The organism is Agrococcus baldri (assembly GCA_900114805.1).
GTDB classification, from domain to species: Bacteria; Actinomycetota; Actinomycetes; order Actinomycetales; family Microbacteriaceae; genus Agrococcus; species Agrococcus baldri.
The window spans coordinates 1-14,180 of record FOZN01000001.1 but is presented as its reverse complement, the minus strand read 5'-3'; the positions used below and the strand labels follow the sequence as shown (position 1 = coordinate 14,180).

15 protein-coding genes are annotated in these 14,180 nt (G+C 74.4%); 8 read left to right on the top strand and 7 right to left on the bottom strand.

Features of this window, described 5'->3' with window-relative positions; translation table 11 throughout:
- The first annotated feature begins 53 nt into the window (after window positions 1–53).
- Window positions 54–479 carry a VOC family protein gene (locus BM288_RS00070; protein ID WP_092916076.1) on the top strand — a complete coding sequence of 142 codons (426 nt, stop codon included), beginning with the start codon at window positions 54–56 and terminating at the stop codon, window positions 477–479.
- Here BM288_RS00070 and BM288_RS14365 read toward each other — a convergent pair.
- Window positions 464–601, bottom strand: a complete 138-nt coding sequence (locus BM288_RS14365; protein ID WP_177220177.1) for a hypothetical protein — start codon at window positions 599–601, stop codon at window positions 464–466. The two genes, BM288_RS00070 and BM288_RS14365, sit on opposite strands and share 16 nt — an antisense overlap.
- A 224-nt stretch (window positions 602–825) precedes the next feature.
- On the opposite strand from BM288_RS14365, the gene BM288_RS00065 reads away from it, so the two are divergent.
- Both BM288_RS00065 and BM288_RS00060 read left to right on the top strand, forming a co-directional pair.
- Window positions 826–2,004, top strand: a complete 1,179-nt coding sequence (locus BM288_RS00065) for an acetyl-CoA C-acyltransferase (RefSeq protein WP_092914698.1) — start codon at window positions 826–828, stop codon at window positions 2,002–2,004.
- Between the two features lie 100 nt (window positions 2,005–2,104).
- Complete coding sequence (locus BM288_RS00060; protein ID WP_092914696.1) at window positions 2,105–3,106, top strand: LLM class flavin-dependent oxidoreductase; 1,002 nt, start codon at window positions 2,105–2,107, stop codon at window positions 3,104–3,106.
- Here the strand turns inward: BM288_RS00060 and xdhC are convergent.
- The 6 genes from xdhC to BM288_RS00030 all read right to left on the bottom strand — a co-directional run bounded on the left by xdhC (window position 3,103) and on the right by BM288_RS00030 (window position 10,590).
- On the bottom strand, window positions 3,103–3,942 hold the full coding sequence (gene xdhC / locus BM288_RS00055; RefSeq protein WP_092914694.1) for a xanthine dehydrogenase accessory protein XdhC: 840 nt from the start codon (window positions 3,940–3,942) through the stop codon (window positions 3,103–3,105). The two genes, BM288_RS00060 and xdhC, sit on opposite strands and share 4 nt — an antisense overlap.
- Before the next feature lie 2 nt (window positions 3,943–3,944).
- Complete coding sequence (xdhB, locus tag BM288_RS00050; protein ID WP_092914692.1) at window positions 3,945–6,374, bottom strand: xanthine dehydrogenase molybdopterin binding subunit; 2,430 nt, start codon at window positions 6,372–6,374, stop codon at window positions 3,945–3,947.
- A complete protein-coding gene (locus tag BM288_RS00045) occupies window positions 6,374–7,933 on the bottom strand; it encodes a xanthine dehydrogenase small subunit (protein ID WP_092914690.1) in 1,560 nt (519 codons plus the stop codon). Before BM288_RS00045 ends, xdhB begins: the two co-directional genes overlap by 1 nt.
- Before the next feature lie 163 nt (window positions 7,934–8,096).
- Window positions 8,097–9,242 (bottom strand): glycerate kinase, encoded by a 1,146-nt coding sequence (locus BM288_RS00040; protein WP_092914688.1) that lies wholly within the window; start codon window positions 9,240–9,242, stop codon window positions 8,097–8,099.
- Window positions 9,239–9,988, bottom strand: a complete 750-nt coding sequence (locus tag BM288_RS00035) for a glutamine amidotransferase-related protein (RefSeq protein ID WP_092914686.1) — start codon at window positions 9,986–9,988, stop codon at window positions 9,239–9,241. The genes BM288_RS00040 and BM288_RS00035 overlap by 4 nt, the downstream gene beginning before the upstream one ends.
- Window positions 9,985–10,590 (bottom strand): DNA-3-methyladenine glycosylase I, encoded by a 606-nt coding sequence (locus BM288_RS00030; protein ID WP_092914684.1) that lies wholly within the window; start codon window positions 10,588–10,590, stop codon window positions 9,985–9,987. Before BM288_RS00030 ends, BM288_RS00035 begins: the two co-directional genes overlap by 4 nt.
- Window positions 10,591–10,656: 66 nt before the next feature.
- Here BM288_RS00030 and BM288_RS00025 point away from each other — a divergent pair, with 66 nt between their 5' ends.
- From BM288_RS00025 to BM288_RS00005, 5 genes are all read left to right on the top strand, one after another.
- Window positions 10,657–11,385, top strand: a complete 729-nt coding sequence (locus BM288_RS00025; RefSeq protein WP_092914682.1) for an AzlC family ABC transporter permease — start codon at window positions 10,657–10,659, stop codon at window positions 11,383–11,385.
- The gene (locus BM288_RS00020) at window positions 11,382–11,696 is read left to right on the top strand and encodes an AzlD domain-containing protein (protein ID WP_092914680.1); all 315 of its coding nucleotides are present in this window, start codon (window positions 11,382–11,384) and stop codon (window positions 11,694–11,696) included. Before BM288_RS00025 ends, BM288_RS00020 begins: the two co-directional genes overlap by 4 nt.
- A gap of 155 nt (window positions 11,697–11,851) precedes the next feature.
- Window positions 11,852–12,295, top strand: coding sequence for an FHA domain-containing protein (locus BM288_RS00015; protein WP_177220176.1), 444 nt, complete (start codon window positions 11,852–11,854; stop codon window positions 12,293–12,295).
- Complete coding sequence (gene ftsR, locus BM288_RS00010; RefSeq protein ID WP_092914676.1) at window positions 12,292–12,975, top strand: transcriptional regulator FtsR; 684 nt, start codon at window positions 12,292–12,294, stop codon at window positions 12,973–12,975. The genes BM288_RS00015 and ftsR overlap by 4 nt, the downstream gene beginning before the upstream one ends.
- A gap of 161 nt (window positions 12,976–13,136) precedes the next feature.
- Entirely contained in the window at window positions 13,137–13,703 is a 567-nt protein-coding gene (locus BM288_RS00005) for a MerR family transcriptional regulator (RefSeq protein WP_092914674.1), read from the top strand.
- Window positions 13,704–14,180 lie beyond the last annotated feature (477 nt).

Below are 14,180 nucleotides of genomic sequence, written 5' to 3'. Positions count from 1 at the left end.
GCCGCTGCGGAATGCTGAGCAGCGTCGGCCGTGCGGCCGCAGAAGGGACGACGATGACAACGCTGCTCAACCCCTACCTGGCCTTCGAGAGCGAGGCCCGCGAGGCGATGAACTTCTACCACGGCGTCTTCGGCGGCGACCTGGTCGTCACCACCTTCGCGGACGGCGGCATGGCCGAGGATCCGGCCGACGCCGACCGCATCATGCACTCGCAGCTCACGACCGCCGACGGGCACACGATCATGGCCAGCGATGCGCCATCGTCGATGCGGCTCGACCGAGGGCGCCAGCAGGTCTCGATCTCCGGCGACGGCACGGAGCTGCTGCGGCGCTACTGGGATGGACTCAGCGACGGCGCGGAGGTGCTGCAGCCGCTCGAGCGCGCGCCCTGGGGCGACACCTTCGGCATGCTCGTCGATCGCTGGGGCGTGCTGTGGATGGTGAGCATCGCCGCCGACCCCGCTCAGACAGGGGGCTGAGGCGCGCCTCCCGAGGCGGTGTCCTCCTCGGTCTCCGGGTCGTGCTGATCGGGCGACGGTCGCTGCTCGTCGCGCTCCGCGCCCTCCTCCGGCTGCTGCGACTGCTGGTCGTGCTCGCTCATCGTGCGACTCCTTCTGATCGGCGTGCCTCTGTTCTATCCCGGATGGAGTCCGCTCGCGCTCGGCCGCTGCACAGGTTCGGTGCCGAGCGGCAGGGACCGGCGAGGTCGCGGTCACGGCACCACCGAGTCCGCCGCGCGACCTGAACCGCTCGTCAGGTCGCCGTCCTGCGCGGTCGCTGCGGGAGTAGGCTGTGGGCATCCACGACCCGCGAAGGAGCAGCCCCATGCCCGAGACGATCATCGCCGGCTATGCCCGCACGCCGTTCGCCAAGTTCCTGGGCCAGCTGGCGCAGACGCCCTCCACCGAGCTCGGCGCGCACGCCGCCAAGCACGCGCTCGAGAAGGCCGGTGTCGAGGCCTCCGCGGTCGACGCCGTCGTCGTCGGCCAGGTGCTGCAGGCCGCGGTGGGCCAGAACCCGCCGCGCCAGACCGCCGTCGGCGCCGGCATCCCGATGACCGTGCCGGCGCTCGGCATCAACGCCGTCTGCCTCTCGGGCACCGAGGCGATCGTGACCGGCCACCGCATGATCCAGCTCGGCGAGGCCGACGTGGTCGTCGCCGTCGGCCAGGAGTCGATGACGCTGGCTCCGCACGCCGCGCCGATGCGCGCCGGCAGCAAGTTCGGCAACACGAGCCTCATCGACACCATGCAGTTCGACGGCCTGACGGACGCATTCGACCGCGTCGCGATGGGCGAGTCGACCGACCAGCACAACGGCACGTTCGAGATCACCCGCGAGCAGCAGGACGAGCTCGCCGCCGCCTCCCACGCGCGGCTCGCCCGCGCCCAGGCCGACGGCACCCTCGACGACGAGATCGTCCCGATCGAGGCGAAGGCCGGCCGCACGACCGTCACGGTCGCCGCCGACGACGGCGTGCGCGCCGAGACCACCGCCGAGTCGCTCGCCGGGCTGCGCCCCGCCTTCACGAAGGACGGCACGGTCACCGCCGGCAACGCATCCCAGATCACCGACGGCGCCGCCGCCGTCGTGCTCGTCTCCGACACCTACGCAGCCGAGCACGGACTGCGGGGCCTGGCGAAGATCCGCTCGACCGGCTTCGTGGCGGGCAAGGATGTCTCGCTGCACTCGCAGCCGGCCGACGCGATCGAGCAGGCCCTCGAGCGCGCGGGGCTGAGCACGAGCGACCTGCAGGCGGTCGAGATCAACGAGGCATTCGCCGCCGTCGGCGTCGCCTCCACCCGCCAGCTCGGCATCGACCCCGAGATCGTGAACGCCAACGGCGGCGCGATCGCGATGGGACACCCCATCGGCGCCTCGGGCCTGCGCATCGTCGGCCACCTGGCGCGGCGCCTGCAGCAGCTCGGGACCGGCTCGATCGGCGCGACCGGCATCTGCGGCGGCGGCGGCCAGGGCTCCGCCGTGGTGCTCGAGGCCATCTGAGCCTCCCGGCCCGGGCCTTCCGCTCCGGCCTTCCGCTCCGGCCCTTCCGCTCCGAGCGGATTCCCGCACGATGACGCCCCCTCCCGCCTAGGCTGGGAGGGTGCGTCTCTCTGTGCTCGACCTTGCCCACATCAACCCCGGCGAGGCCGTCGCCGAGAGCCTCGCCGGCTCGGTCGAGCTGGCGCAGGCCGCCGAGCGGCTCGGCTTCGCGCGCGTCTGGTACGCCGAGCACCACAACATGGCGACCATCGCCTCGAGCGCCACGAGCGTGCTCATCGCGCACGTCGCCGCGCACACGAGCACCATCCGCCTCGGCGCCGGCGGCGTCATGCTGCCGAACCACTCGCCGCTGGTGATCGCCGAGCAGTTCGGCACGCTCGCCGAGCTGCACCCCGGCCGCATCGACCTCGGGCTCGGGCGTGCGCCCGGCACCGACCAGCGCACCTGGACGGCGCTGCGCCGCGACATCCGCGCCTCGGAGCAGTTCCCGCAGGACGTCGTCGAGCTGCGTGGCTACCTCGCAGGTGAGCCGGTCGTGCCCGGCATCAAGGCGGTGCCCGGCCACGGCACGAAGGTGCCGCTCACCATCCTCGGCTCCTCGCTGTTCGGCGCGCAGCTCGCTGCGGCCCTCGGCCTGCCGTACGCCTTCGCCTCGCACTTCGCGCCCGACGCGCTGCACCAGGCGGTGGCCGTCTACCGCGAGCGCTTCGAGCCCAGCGAGCAGCTCGCCGAGCCCTACGTGATCGCCGGCATCAACGCCGTCGTCGCCGACACCCGCGACGAGGCGATGACCATGCAGCGGCAGGTCGTGCGCGCGCGGGTGCGCAGCCTGCTGCTGCGCGACAGCCCGATCGCCGCGACCGTCGGGGATGACGAGCTGGATGCGCTGGCGGCGAGCCCGCAGGGCGCCCACGTCGCGAAGATGGTGCAGTACACCGCGCTCGGCACCGGCGAGGAGGCGACGGCGACGCTCCGCCGCTTCCAGATCGAGGCGGACGCGGACGAGCTGATCATGGCCGTGCAGGGCCGCACGCCGCAGCGCGTGCGGGCGCTCGAGCAGCTCGAGGCCGCCGGCGCGCTCGGCGAAGCGGCCGCAGCCTAGCCGCGCACGGCGCTGCCCGGCCGGGCGAGCGCGCTCATGGGCTCGCGCCGCAGCGCCTGCACGAGTGCCGCGGCGACGCTGATCGCGATGACCGCCGGCTCCTTGCCGCGCAGCTCCGGCAGCCCGATGGGGCTGGTGATGGTGCCGATGGCGGCATCGGTGTGCCCGGCCTCGCGCAGGCGCTTGCGGAAGCGCTGCCACTTCGCGGAGGAGCCGATCACGCCGATCGAGGCCAGGTCGCCGCGTCGCAGGGCGGCCTCGCACAGCACGAGATCCTCGGCATGGTCGTGCGTGAGCACGAGCACGTGCGCCTCGGCGGGCAGGGCGGCGAGCACGCTCTCGGGCGCCGGCGCGTGGATCAGGCGCAGGTCGGCGAGCCCGTCGTCGAGCCCCGCCGCCGCCAGCTGCTGCACCTGCGTCGCTCGGCTGTCCACCAGCTGCACCGCCAGCGGCAGCCGCGACAGGATGCGGGCCAGCTCCTGCCCCACGTGGCCGAGCCCGAACACCGCGACCACGGCCCGCGCGGGCTGCGGCTCGAGCAGCACCGCCACCTCGCCACCGCAGCACTGGCGGCCGTAGTCGTTCGCGGCGTGCTCGTGCAGCGCGAGCTCCAGCCGCTCGGGCTCCGCGGTGCCGGCGGCCAGCAGCGCCCGCGCACGGGCGACGGCGCTCGCCTCGAGGTTGCCCCCGCCGATGCTGTCCCAGGTGGCATCGGCGGCGACCACCATCTTGGCGCCCGCCTCGCGCGGCGCGTGGCCGCGCACCGAGGTGACGGTGACGAGCACGCCGGAGCGACCCTGCTCGCGGAGGTGCTGGAGCGCACGCAGCCAGTCCATCGCTAGCTCCCGCTCGCCCGCCGGGCGGCCTCGATCGCCCAGAACACCGCCTCCGGCGTGGCCGGGGAGGCGAGCTCGACCGCGTGCCCGGCTGGCCCGAACGCGCTGACCGCCTGGCGCAGCGCCTCACGGATGCTGAAGGCGAGCATGAGCGGCGGCTCGCCGACCGCCTTCGAGCCGTACACCGCGCCCTCCTCCGCCGCCCGCTCGAGCAGGTGCACGTGCAGCTCGCGCGGCATCTCCGAGAACGAGGGCAGCTTGTACGTGCTGGCGGCCTGGGTGAGGAGGCGCCCGCGGCCCTCGCCGTCCGAGGTGTCCCAGCGCAGATCCTCGAGCGTGAGCCAGCCGGCGCCCTGCACGAAGCCGCCCTCGATCTGCCCGATGTCCACCAGCGGCGAGAGGCTGTCGCCGACGTCGTGCACGATGTCGGTGCGCAGGAACGCGTAGGCGCCGGTGAAGCCGTCGACCTCGACCTCGGAGACGGCCGCGCCGTAGGCGAAGTACTTGAACGGGTCACCGTGCATGCGCACCGGGTCCCAGTGCAGGCCCTCGGTGCGGTAGAAGCCGGCGGCCGAGAGCTGGATGCGCTGCAGGTAGGCCCGCTGCACCACCTCGCGCCAGTCGAGTGCCGCGCCGGCGACCTCGGCGTCGACGCCGACCGAGGTGACCGACCCGCCTGCGAAGCGCACCGCATCCGACCCCACCCCGAGCCGCTCGGCGGCGACGACCGCCAGGCGGGCGCGGATCTGCTCGCACGCGTCCTTCACCGCGCCGCCGTTGAGGTCGGCGCCGGTGCTGGCCGCGGTGGCCGAGGTGTTGGGCACCTTGTCGGTGCGGGTGGGCGCGAGGCGCACGAGGCCCAGCGGCACGCCGAGCGCGGTGGCGGCGACCTGCCGCATCTTCGTGTGCAGGCCCTGCCCCATCTCGGTGCCGCCGTGGTTGATGAGCACCGAGCCGTCCTTGTAGACGTGCACGAGCGCGCCGGCCTGGTTGAAGGCGGTGTGGTTGAAGGAGATGCCGAACTTCACCGGCGTCAGGGCGATGCCGCGCTTGCGGTGCGGATGCGTGGCGTTGAAGCCGGCGACGTCGGCCCGGCGCGCGTCGAGATCGGCCCGGGCGGCCACCTCGTCGATCACGGCGGGCAGCCGCTCGGCGTGCCGCACCTCCTGCCCGTAGGGCGTGCGCTGGCCCGGCGCGTAGAGGTTGCGCCGGCGCAGCTCGGTGGGGTCGATGCCGAGCAGCGGCGCGCAGCGGCCCAGGATGTCCTCCATCACGAGCATGCCCTGGGGGCCGCCGAAGCCGCGGAACGCCGTCTGCGAGGTCTTGTTCGTGCGGGCGATGCGCCCGCGCAGCTCGACGTCGGGGATGAAGTAGGCGTTGTCCACGTGGCAGAGCGCACGCTGCAGGACGGGCTCGGAGAGGTCGAGGCACCAGCCGCCGTCGGAGGTGAGGGTGGCGCGCAGCCCCTGGAGCCGCCCGTCGTCGTCGAACCCGACCTCCCAGCTGGCGTGGAAGGGATGGCGCTTGCCGGTCATCGTGATGTCCTGCGTGCGGTTCAGTCGCAGGCGCACGGGTCGGCCGGTGAGGACGGCACCGAGCGCGGCGACGGCGGCCAGCCCGTGCGGCTGCCACTCCTTGCCGCCGAAGCCGCCGCCCATCCGCAGGCACTGCACGGTGACGTCGTGGCTGCGCAGACCCAGCACATGCGCGACGATCTCCTGCGTCTCGGAGGGGTGCTGCGTGCTGCTGTGCACGAACACCTGCCCGGCCTCGTCGACCTGCGCGATCGCCGCGTGGGTCTCGAGGTAGAAGTGCTCCTGCCCGCCGAACTCGAACTCGCCGCTGAACCGGTGGGCGGCGCGCGCCAGCCCGGCCTCCGCATCGCCCCTGGTGACGATCGGCTGCGCGCCCTGGAACTGCTCGGCCGCGATCGCCTCGCCGAGCGTCAGCACCGACGGCAGCGGCTCGTAGTCGACCTCCACCGCCTCGGCGCCCAGCCGGGCGGCGTCGAGGCTCTCGCCGAGCACCCAGCAGACGGCGTGGCCGTGGAACATCGCCTCGGCGGGGAGGAGCGGCTCGTCCTGCCGCACGCCGGCGTCGTTGACGCCCGGCACGTCGGCGGCTGTGAGCACGCGCACCACACCCGGCACCGCGAGCGCCGCCCGGGTGCGCAGCGCTGTCACTCTCGCGTGCGCGTGCGGGCTCTGCAGCGGCCAGGCGTGCAGCGCCCCGCGCATCCGCGGCAGCAGGTCGTCGGTGTAGAGCGCGGCACCCGTGACGTGCAGCTCGGCGCTCTCGTGCGACACGGCGCGGCCGACGACCGGATGCTCGGGACGCTCGGCCAGTGCGCTGGCGACCGACGGGGCGACGACCGGCGCGGTGGCGGCCAGTGCGGACGCAGCCGGAGCAGCGGCGGAGCGTGCGGCGACCATCAGATCACGGACTCGGCGTGGAGACGCAGCAGCGACTGCTCGAGCATGGCGCTGCGGTAGCGGGCGCTGGCGCGGTGGTCATCCAGCGGTGTGCCCTCGCCGCGCAGGACGGCCGCGGCAGCCCGCGCGGTCTCCTCGTTCCACGTGCGGCCCTCGAGGGCACGCTCGGCGGCGAGCGCGCGAATGGGGGTGGCGGCCACGCCGCCCAGCCCGATGCGGGCGGTGGTCACCAGACCGTCGTCGAGCGTCAGCGCGAACGCGACGGCGACCGCGGAGATGTCGTCGAAGCGGCGCTTGGCGATCTTGTGGAACGCGGTCAGCGGCGCGAGCGGCAGCGGGATGCGCACCGCCCGGATCACCTCGCCCGGTGCGCGCACGCTCTGCCGGTAGCCGGTGAAGTACTCGGCCAACGGCACCTCGCGCTCGCCGCTCGCCGAGACCAGCAGCAGCGTCGCCTCGAGCGCGAGCAGTGCCGGCGGGCTGTCGCCGATGGGGGAGCCGGTGCCGAGGTTGCCGCCGAGGGTGGCGGCGTTGCGGATCAGCCGGGAGGCGAACTGGGGCAGGAGCGCGTCGAGCATCGGCACCCGGCCGGCGATCCCGTGCTCGATCTCGCTGAGCGTCAGGGCGGCACCGAGCTCGATCGCGTCATCGGTCACCAGCAGCTCGCGCAGCGCCTCGAGGCGGTCGATCGCGAGCACGAGCGGCGGGCGCGCGTGGCGCAGGTTGCGCTCGACGCCGGCGTCGGTCGCGCCCGCCAGCAGCAGCGCCTCCGGCGTCTGCGCCAGCAGCTCGGTGAGCTCGTGCAGATCGGCGGGCCGCACGAAGGCGCCGCGCTCGCCGCGCACCACAGTGGGACGCGCCGACGGCGGTGCCTCTGCCCGGCGGTGGGCGAGCGCGTCCTCGGCCGCGGGGGTGCCGAGCGCGTAGGCCGCATCGCGGATGGGCCGGTAGCCCGTGCAGCGGCACAGGTTGCCGCTCAGCGCGTGCAGGTCGAAGCCGTTGGGCCCGCACTCGCCGTGCGCGGCCTGCGCGCCGTGCGCTGCATGATCGCCGAGCGCAGCCTGCTCGCCGGGCCGCCGCTGCTCGTCGGGCCGGCTGCCCTCGCTCCGACCATCCTGGGGCCGGTCCCGCGCTCCGGTCGGCCGCGCCGCCGCCGCGCGATCCGGGCGGTAGTACTCGGCTGCCATCGCGCAGACGAAGCCGGGGGTGCAGTAGCCGCACTGCGAGCCGCCCCGCTCGGCCATCTCCCGCTGCACCGGGTGCAGCTCACCAGCGGCGCCCGGGGACGGCGCGCTGCCCAGCCCCTCGGCGGTGACGATCTCCTGCCCGTCGAAGGCGAGCGCGGGCGGCAGGCACGCGTTGACCGCCGTCCAGCGGGTCGCCCCGCCGCCGTCGGGCCGGGCCACCAGCACCGCGCAGGCGCCGCACTCGCCTTCGGCGCAGCCCTCCTTGGCGCTCGTGCGGCCCTGCTCGCGCAGCCAGTCGAGCAGGCTCGTGTGCGGGCCGATCGCGTCGGCCGCGCGCGGGGCGCCGTCGACGGTGATCTCGATCGAACCCATCCGGCGCTCCCTCCGGCAGCCGCTCCGCGAGCGGCTCCGGCCGCGGTGCCCTGCAGTGAGACACGAGCATAGGCCCGCGCCCGCGACGACGGAACCGCGCGCACGGGCTCTGGGCCGCACGGCTCGCGATCACCGCACGGCTCGCGGTCAGGCCGGGGCGCGGTCAGCGCAGGGCCAGGCGGGCGACGGATGCGGCGGCCGCCTCGAGCAGGCCGGCCGCGTCGCGCTGCAGCTCGGTCAGCGTCGCGGGCCCGGCCGCGAGCGAGAAGGCCGGCACGCCCATCGCTCGCGCGGCCGCCGCATCGACCGATCCCGCCAGCACGCACAGCGGCACCCGGTGGCGCTGCGCGGCGGCGTGCACCACCGAGACCACCTTGCCGCCGGCCGACTGGGTGTCGAAGCGCCCCTCGCCGGTGAGCACCATGGCGGCGCCGGCGAGCGCCTCGTCGAGCCCGGCGAGCTCGGCGAACCAGTCACCGCCGGCGACGATCTCGCCGCCGGTGAGCGCCCGCAGCACGCTCGCGACGCCGCCGGCGGCACCGGCGCCGGGCACGTCGGCGATCGCCGCCGCGTCGATCCCGAGCGCCGCCGCTCCGACGCGCGCGAAGCGCTCGAGCGCGGCGTCGAGCGCGGCCACCTCGGCGGCGCTCGCACCCTTCTGCGGGCCGAACACGGCCGCTGCGCCGCGCGGGCCGGTGAGCGGCGCGTCGACGTCGGTGACGAAGCGCCAGGTGGCGGCGAGGGCGCGGGGATCGAAGCCTGCCGGGTCGAGGTGCGCGATCGCGCCGAGCCCGCCGCCACCGGCCTGCACGGGGAGGCCCGACGCATCCGTCAGCCGCGCCCCGAGGGCGGTCAGCAGCCCGGCGCCGCCGTCACTCGTGGCCGAGCCGCCCAGCAGCAGGGTGAGCTCGTCGGCGCCGCGGTCGAGCGCCGCGAGCACCACCGGGCCGAGGCCCGCGGTCGAGGCGGCCAGCGGCTGCAGCGGCGCATCCTCGACCTGGGGCAGCCCGGCGGCCTGCGCGAGCTCGATGATGGCGTGCGTGCCCTCGAGCGCCCAGCGCGCCCGTGCCGGGCGACCGATGGCGTCGACGGTGGCGGTGACGATCTCCTCGCCGCCGCGAGCGAGCAGCGCATCGAGCGAGCCCTCGCCGCCGTCGGCCATCGGCACGAGCAGCACGTCGGCGTCCGGCACCACCGAGCGGATGCCGCGGCCGGCCGCCGCGCACGCCTCGGCGGCGGTCAGGCTGCCCTTGAAGGCGTCGAAGGCGACGACCGCGCGCTGCCCGGCGGCGCTCGCGGCAGGCGTCACCGCGTGAGCCCGTAGCGCTCGGCGAAGCGGGCGAGGATGGTCTGCGGATGCGTCACGTGCGCCGCGCGGCCGGCGGCGACCAGGTCGTCGACCTCGGCGGGGGAGAAGTAGCCGTGGTCGCGGTAGACGCGGATGCGCTGCTCGAGCCCCTCGGCGCCGAGCTCCGGGTGGAACTGCGTGCCCACCGCATGCTCGCCGACGCGCACCATGTGGACGCACGCGGCAGAGACAGCGAGCGTCGTCGCGCCCTCGGGCGCCTGGGCGATGCCCTCCTTGTGGCCGCCGAACGCGGTGAAGGCACGCGGCAGGCCGTCGGTGAGCCAGTCCTCGCCGACCAGGCTCAGCTCGACCGGCGCCACCGACTCGGCGATGCCGCGCACCATGCGGTCGCCCAGAGCGTGCACGAGGGCACCGAGCCCGAGGCAGGCGCCCAGGTAGGGCACTCCGTCGCGGATGACGCGGGTGGCGAGGTCGGTCAGCCACGTGACGGTGGCGGCGTGGCCCGGCGGGCGGCCGTGCTCGTCGCTGAAGTTGGCGGGACCGCCGCCGACCAGCACGGCGTCGATGTCGGTCAGGTCGACGCCGCTCGCGCCCACCGCGCCGCTGCCGAGCGCCGGCTGCTCGCGGTCGAGCCGCACGCGCCGGATGCGGGCGTCGTCGAGGCGGCCGAAGCGCACCATCGCCTCGAGCTCCGCGTCGGCGACGGCGTCCTCGGGCCGCGACTGGACGATCAGGATCTGCCTCATGCTCTGCTCCCGTCGGCTGCCCAGATGCCGCTCGAGCCGCGCCGGTGCGAGCCGAGCAGATGCGTGTCGATGATGCCGACCGCCTCCATGAGCGCGTGCATCGTGGTGGGCCCCACGTGCGCGAAGCCGCGGCGCTTGAGCTCCTTCGACAGCGCGATCGACTCCGCGCTCTGCGTCGGCACCTCGGCGAAGGTCGTCGGCGTCGGCGTCGCAGCGGGCTGGAACGACCAGATCAGCGACGCCAGTCCCTCCGCCTCGCGCAGCGCCACGGTCGCGCGGGCGTTCTGGATGGTCGCGGCGATCTTGCGCCGATTGCGCACGATGCGCGCATCGGCCAGCAGCCTGGCCGTGTCGTCCTCGTCGAAGCGGGCCACCGCATCCGCCTCGAACCCGTGGAAGGCCTCGCGGAACGCCGGCCGCTTGCGCAGGATGGTCGACCACGACAGCCCCGACTGGAAGGCCTCGAGCGAGAGCCGCTCGAACAGTCCGGTCTCATCGCGCACGGGCATGCCCCACTCGCGGTCGTAGTAGTCGCGCATGAGCGGGTCGGTCGCGGCCCACGCGGGCCGGGCGAGGCCGTCGTCGCCGGCAAGCAGGCTCATGCGCTCCAGGCTAGCGGCGCGGGACCGGGCGCGAGCAGGACCGCGCTCTCCGATTAGGCTGATCCGGTGCAGACGGATGCGGTGGGTCGCGCCTGGCGGGAGGGCGTGTCGGTCGTCGTGGCGACCAGTGCCTACGGCCTCTCGTTCGGGGCGCTCTCGATCGCGAGCGGCCTCGATCTGTGGCAGACGATGGTGCTCAGCCTGCTGATGTTCTCGGGCGGCTCGCAGTTCGCGTTCATCGGCGTCATCGCCGCCGGCGGTGGCATCGCGGGCGTCGCGAGCGCCGGGATGCTGGGGCTGCGCAACGCCCTCTACGGCATGAGCATGCGGCGGGTGGTGCAGCCGCGGCCGATGCTGATGCCGCTGGCCGCGCACGTGACGATCGACGAGTCGACCGCAGTGGCGCTGGCGCAGTCGCAGCCGAAGGCGCAGCGGATCGGCTTCTGGGTCACGGGCGTCGGCATCTTCGTCGGCTGGAACCTGGCGACCCTCGCCGGTGCGCTGCTGGGCGACCTGCTCGGCGACCCGAAGCAGTGGGGCCTCGACGCCGCTGCCGCCGCGGCGTTCGTCGGCCTGCTGTGGCCGCGGCTGAAGGCAAGGCAGGCGATCGCGGTGGCCGCCGCCAGCGCGGCGCTCGCGGCGGCGCTGCTGCCGGTCGCGCCCTCCGGCACGCCCGTGATCCTGGCGGCGGTGGTCGGCGTCGTCGTGGGGCTCACGAACTGGTTCGGGCCCAAGCATGAGTCCGACCTGGCCGACCCCGGCGGGCCGGAGCACCGAGAGGGGCAGCACGCGTGACCCTCTGGCACCTCATCCTGCTCGCGTCCATCGCGGTGCTCGCGATCAAGCTGCTCGGCTACGCCGTGCCGCCGCGGCTGTTCGACCAGCCGCGCCCGCGCCGCACGCTCGAGCTGCTGACCGTCTCGCTGCTGGCCGGCCTGGTCGCCGTGCAGACGCTCGGCGGCGGCGAGGGGATCGTGCTCGACGCGCGCATCCCCGCGGTGCTGGTCGCGGCCGGCCTGTTCGCGGTGCGCGCGCCGTTCATCGTGGCGGTCGCGGCGGCCGCCGCGGTGGCCGCGCTGCTGCGCCAGTTCGCCGGCTTCTCCTGAGCCTCCCGCCGCGCCCGCGCATTCGCTAGGGTGGCGTCTCAGGGCGTCGGTGCCCTCGTCGGCGAGGGTTCCAGCGATGGGCCTTGCGCACAGGCTCCGACGCTATGCTGAACGTCCGCCAGCGCCTGCTGGCACCATTCGCGTGGAGGAACCGCATGACCGAGCACGACGGCCGCGACGGCGAGAGCACGCAGTCATGGGGTGACGACTACCGCGCGCAGCTGGCGGCGATGATCGAGGGCACCTCGCCGGAGGACCGCGAGGCGGTCGCCTCCCTGCCCTCGGGCTCGGCGATCCTCGTCGTGCGCCGCGGGCCGAACGTGGGCGCGCGCTTCCTGCTCGACCAGGACTCCACCATCGCCGGCCGCCACCCGGACGCCGACATCTTCCTCGACGACGTCACCGTCTCGCGCCGGCACGCCGAGTTCGCTCGCTCCGGCACGGCGTTCGAGCTGCGCGACCTCGGCTCGCTCAACGGCACGTACCACAACGGCGAGCGCGTCGAGTCGGTCGTGCTGCGCGACGGCGCCGAGGTGCAGGTCGGCAAGTTCCGTCTCACCTTCTACCGCTCCCGGCTCGATCTCGAGCAGCGGGCGTGAGCGCACAGGCTGCGAGGAAGCCCGCCGGCCTCCTCTCCATCGGCCAGGTGCTGGCGAAGCTGGGCCCGGAGTTCCCCGACCTGTCGCCGTCGAAGCTGCGCTTCCTCGAGGACCAGGGGCTCATCTCGCCCCAGCGCACCAGCTCCGGCTACCGCAAGTTCGACGCCGCCGACCTCGAGCGGCTGCGCTACATCCTGACGCTGCAGCGCGACCACTACCTGCCGCTGAAGGTGATCCTCGGCCACCTCGACGACATCGACGCCGGTCGCACCCCGCAGATCCCCGGCGCGAACGTGCGCGTCGAGGCCCCCTCCATCCTGGGTGCCGAGCGGCGGCTCTCGCGGGCAGAGCTGCAGGCCGAGACCGGCGCATCGAAGCAGCTGCTCGCCGACGCCCTCTCCGCCCAGCTGGTGCCGGGCGCCGAGCCCTTCGGCGATGCCGCCGTGCAGGCGCTGAAGTCCCTGGTCGAGCTGCAGCGCTTCGGCATCGAGCCGCGCCACCTGCGCGGCATGCGGCAATCGGCGCAGCGCGAGGCGGCGCTGATCGAGTCGGCGCTGAAGCCCATGCGCGGCCGTCGCGAGACCGGCAGCCAGGCCAGGGCAGCGGAGGCGGCGCGCGACCTCGCGAGCCAGATCCAGTCGGTGCGCGAGCTCCTCACGCGCGACTCGCTGGGCGCCTGATCGCGGGCGCGCCCCTGCCCGTCGTGGGCGGCAGGGCGTAGACTCGGCCTCGACACGCCGCCCGATCCGGATATCCCCGGGAGCGAGGCGTCGGGTCGCTACGGTGGGGCCAACACTCAACCATTACTTGAAGGTTGAGCCCAGCAGCGGAAGGGACGGCAATGCGCGACGGCAGCCGGGATGACCAGGGCGGGACGAGCCGCCACGAGCTCGGTCTGCTGTTCACCGACGGCCTCCCGCAGGAGGACGACGCCGTGGGCTACAAGGGCGCCATCGCCGCAGACGCGGCAGGCATCACCTACCGCCAGCTCGACTACTGGGCGCGCACCGGCCTGGTCGAGCCGACCGTCCGCTCGGCCACCGGCTCCGGCAGCCAGCGACTCTACTCCTTCCGCGACATCCTGGTGCTCAAGCTTGTCAAGCGCCTGCTCGACACCGGCATCTCGCTGCAGCAGATCCGCGTCGCCATCGTGCAGCTGCACGACGCCGGCGTGCGCGACCTGACCCAGACCACCCTCATCTCCGACGGCGCGAGCGTCTACCTCTGCACCTCGAACGACGAGGTCATCGACCTCCTCGGTCGCGGCCAGGGCGTGTTCGGCATCGCCGTCGGCAAGGTGCTGCGCGAGGTCGAGACGCAGCTGATCGAGCTCGAGGTCACGCCGGTCGACCAGCAGCCGGTCGACGAGCTCGCCGCCCGCCGCGCACGCAAGAGCCGCACGGCCTGACGCGCGGCCGCCGTCGGCGGCGCGCCTCCTCCGCGCCGCCGCTCCTCGAGTGGCCGCCTCCCGCGCTTGAGTGGCCACCTCCGCGCTTGAGTGGCCACCTCCACGCTTGAGTGGCCACCTCCACGCTTGAGTGGCCATCTCCGCGCTTGAGTGGTCTGCTCCGCGCTTGAGTGGCCGCCTCCGCGCTTGAGTGGCCGCCTCCGCGCTTGAGTGGCCACCTCCGCGCTTGCGTGGACCCTGGTGTGTTCAAGCGGCTCGATCGAGCCGACGCACGAAAACACAATGCCCTCGTCCGAGCATTCACGCGAAGACTGGCCACTCGAGCGGGGGACTGGCCACTCGAGCGGGGGACTGGCCACTCGAGCGGGGGACTGGCCACTCGAGCGGGGGACTGGCCACTCGAGCGGGGGGCTGGCCACTCGAGCGGGGGGCTGGCCACTCGAGCGGGGGGCTGGCCACTCGAGCGGGGGGCTGGCC

Coding starts and splice junctions, on each gene's coding strand:
- BM288_RS00070 (WP_092916076.1), top strand. CDS start 54: ATGACAACGCTGCTCAACCCCTACCTGGCCTTCGAGAGCGAGGCCCGC.
- BM288_RS14365 (WP_177220177.1), bottom strand. CDS start 601: ATGAGCGAGCACGACCAGCAGTCGCAGCAGCCGGAGGAGGGCGCGGAG.
- BM288_RS00065 (WP_092914698.1), top strand. CDS start 826: ATGCCCGAGACGATCATCGCCGGCTATGCCCGCACGCCGTTCGCCAAG.
- xdhC (WP_092914694.1), bottom strand. CDS start 3,942: ATGGACTGGCTGCGTGCGCTCCAGCACCTCCGCGAGCAGGGTCGCTCC.
- xdhB (WP_092914692.1), bottom strand. CDS start 6,374: ATGGTCGCCGCACGCTCCGCCGCTGCTCCGGCTGCGTCCGCACTGGCC.
- BM288_RS00045 (WP_092914690.1), bottom strand. CDS start 7,933: ATGGGTTCGATCGAGATCACCGTCGACGGCGCCCCGCGCGCGGCCGAC.
- BM288_RS00035 (WP_092914686.1), bottom strand. CDS start 9,988: ATGAGGCAGATCCTGATCGTCCAGTCGCGGCCCGAGGACGCCGTCGCC.
- BM288_RS00030 (WP_092914684.1), bottom strand. CDS start 10,590: ATGAGCCTGCTTGCCGGCGACGACGGCCTCGCCCGGCCCGCGTGGGCC.
- BM288_RS00015 (WP_177220176.1), top strand. CDS start 11,852: ATGACCGAGCACGACGGCCGCGACGGCGAGAGCACGCAGTCATGGGGT.
- BM288_RS00005 (WP_092914674.1), top strand. CDS start 13,137: ATGCGCGACGGCAGCCGGGATGACCAGGGCGGGACGAGCCGCCACGAG.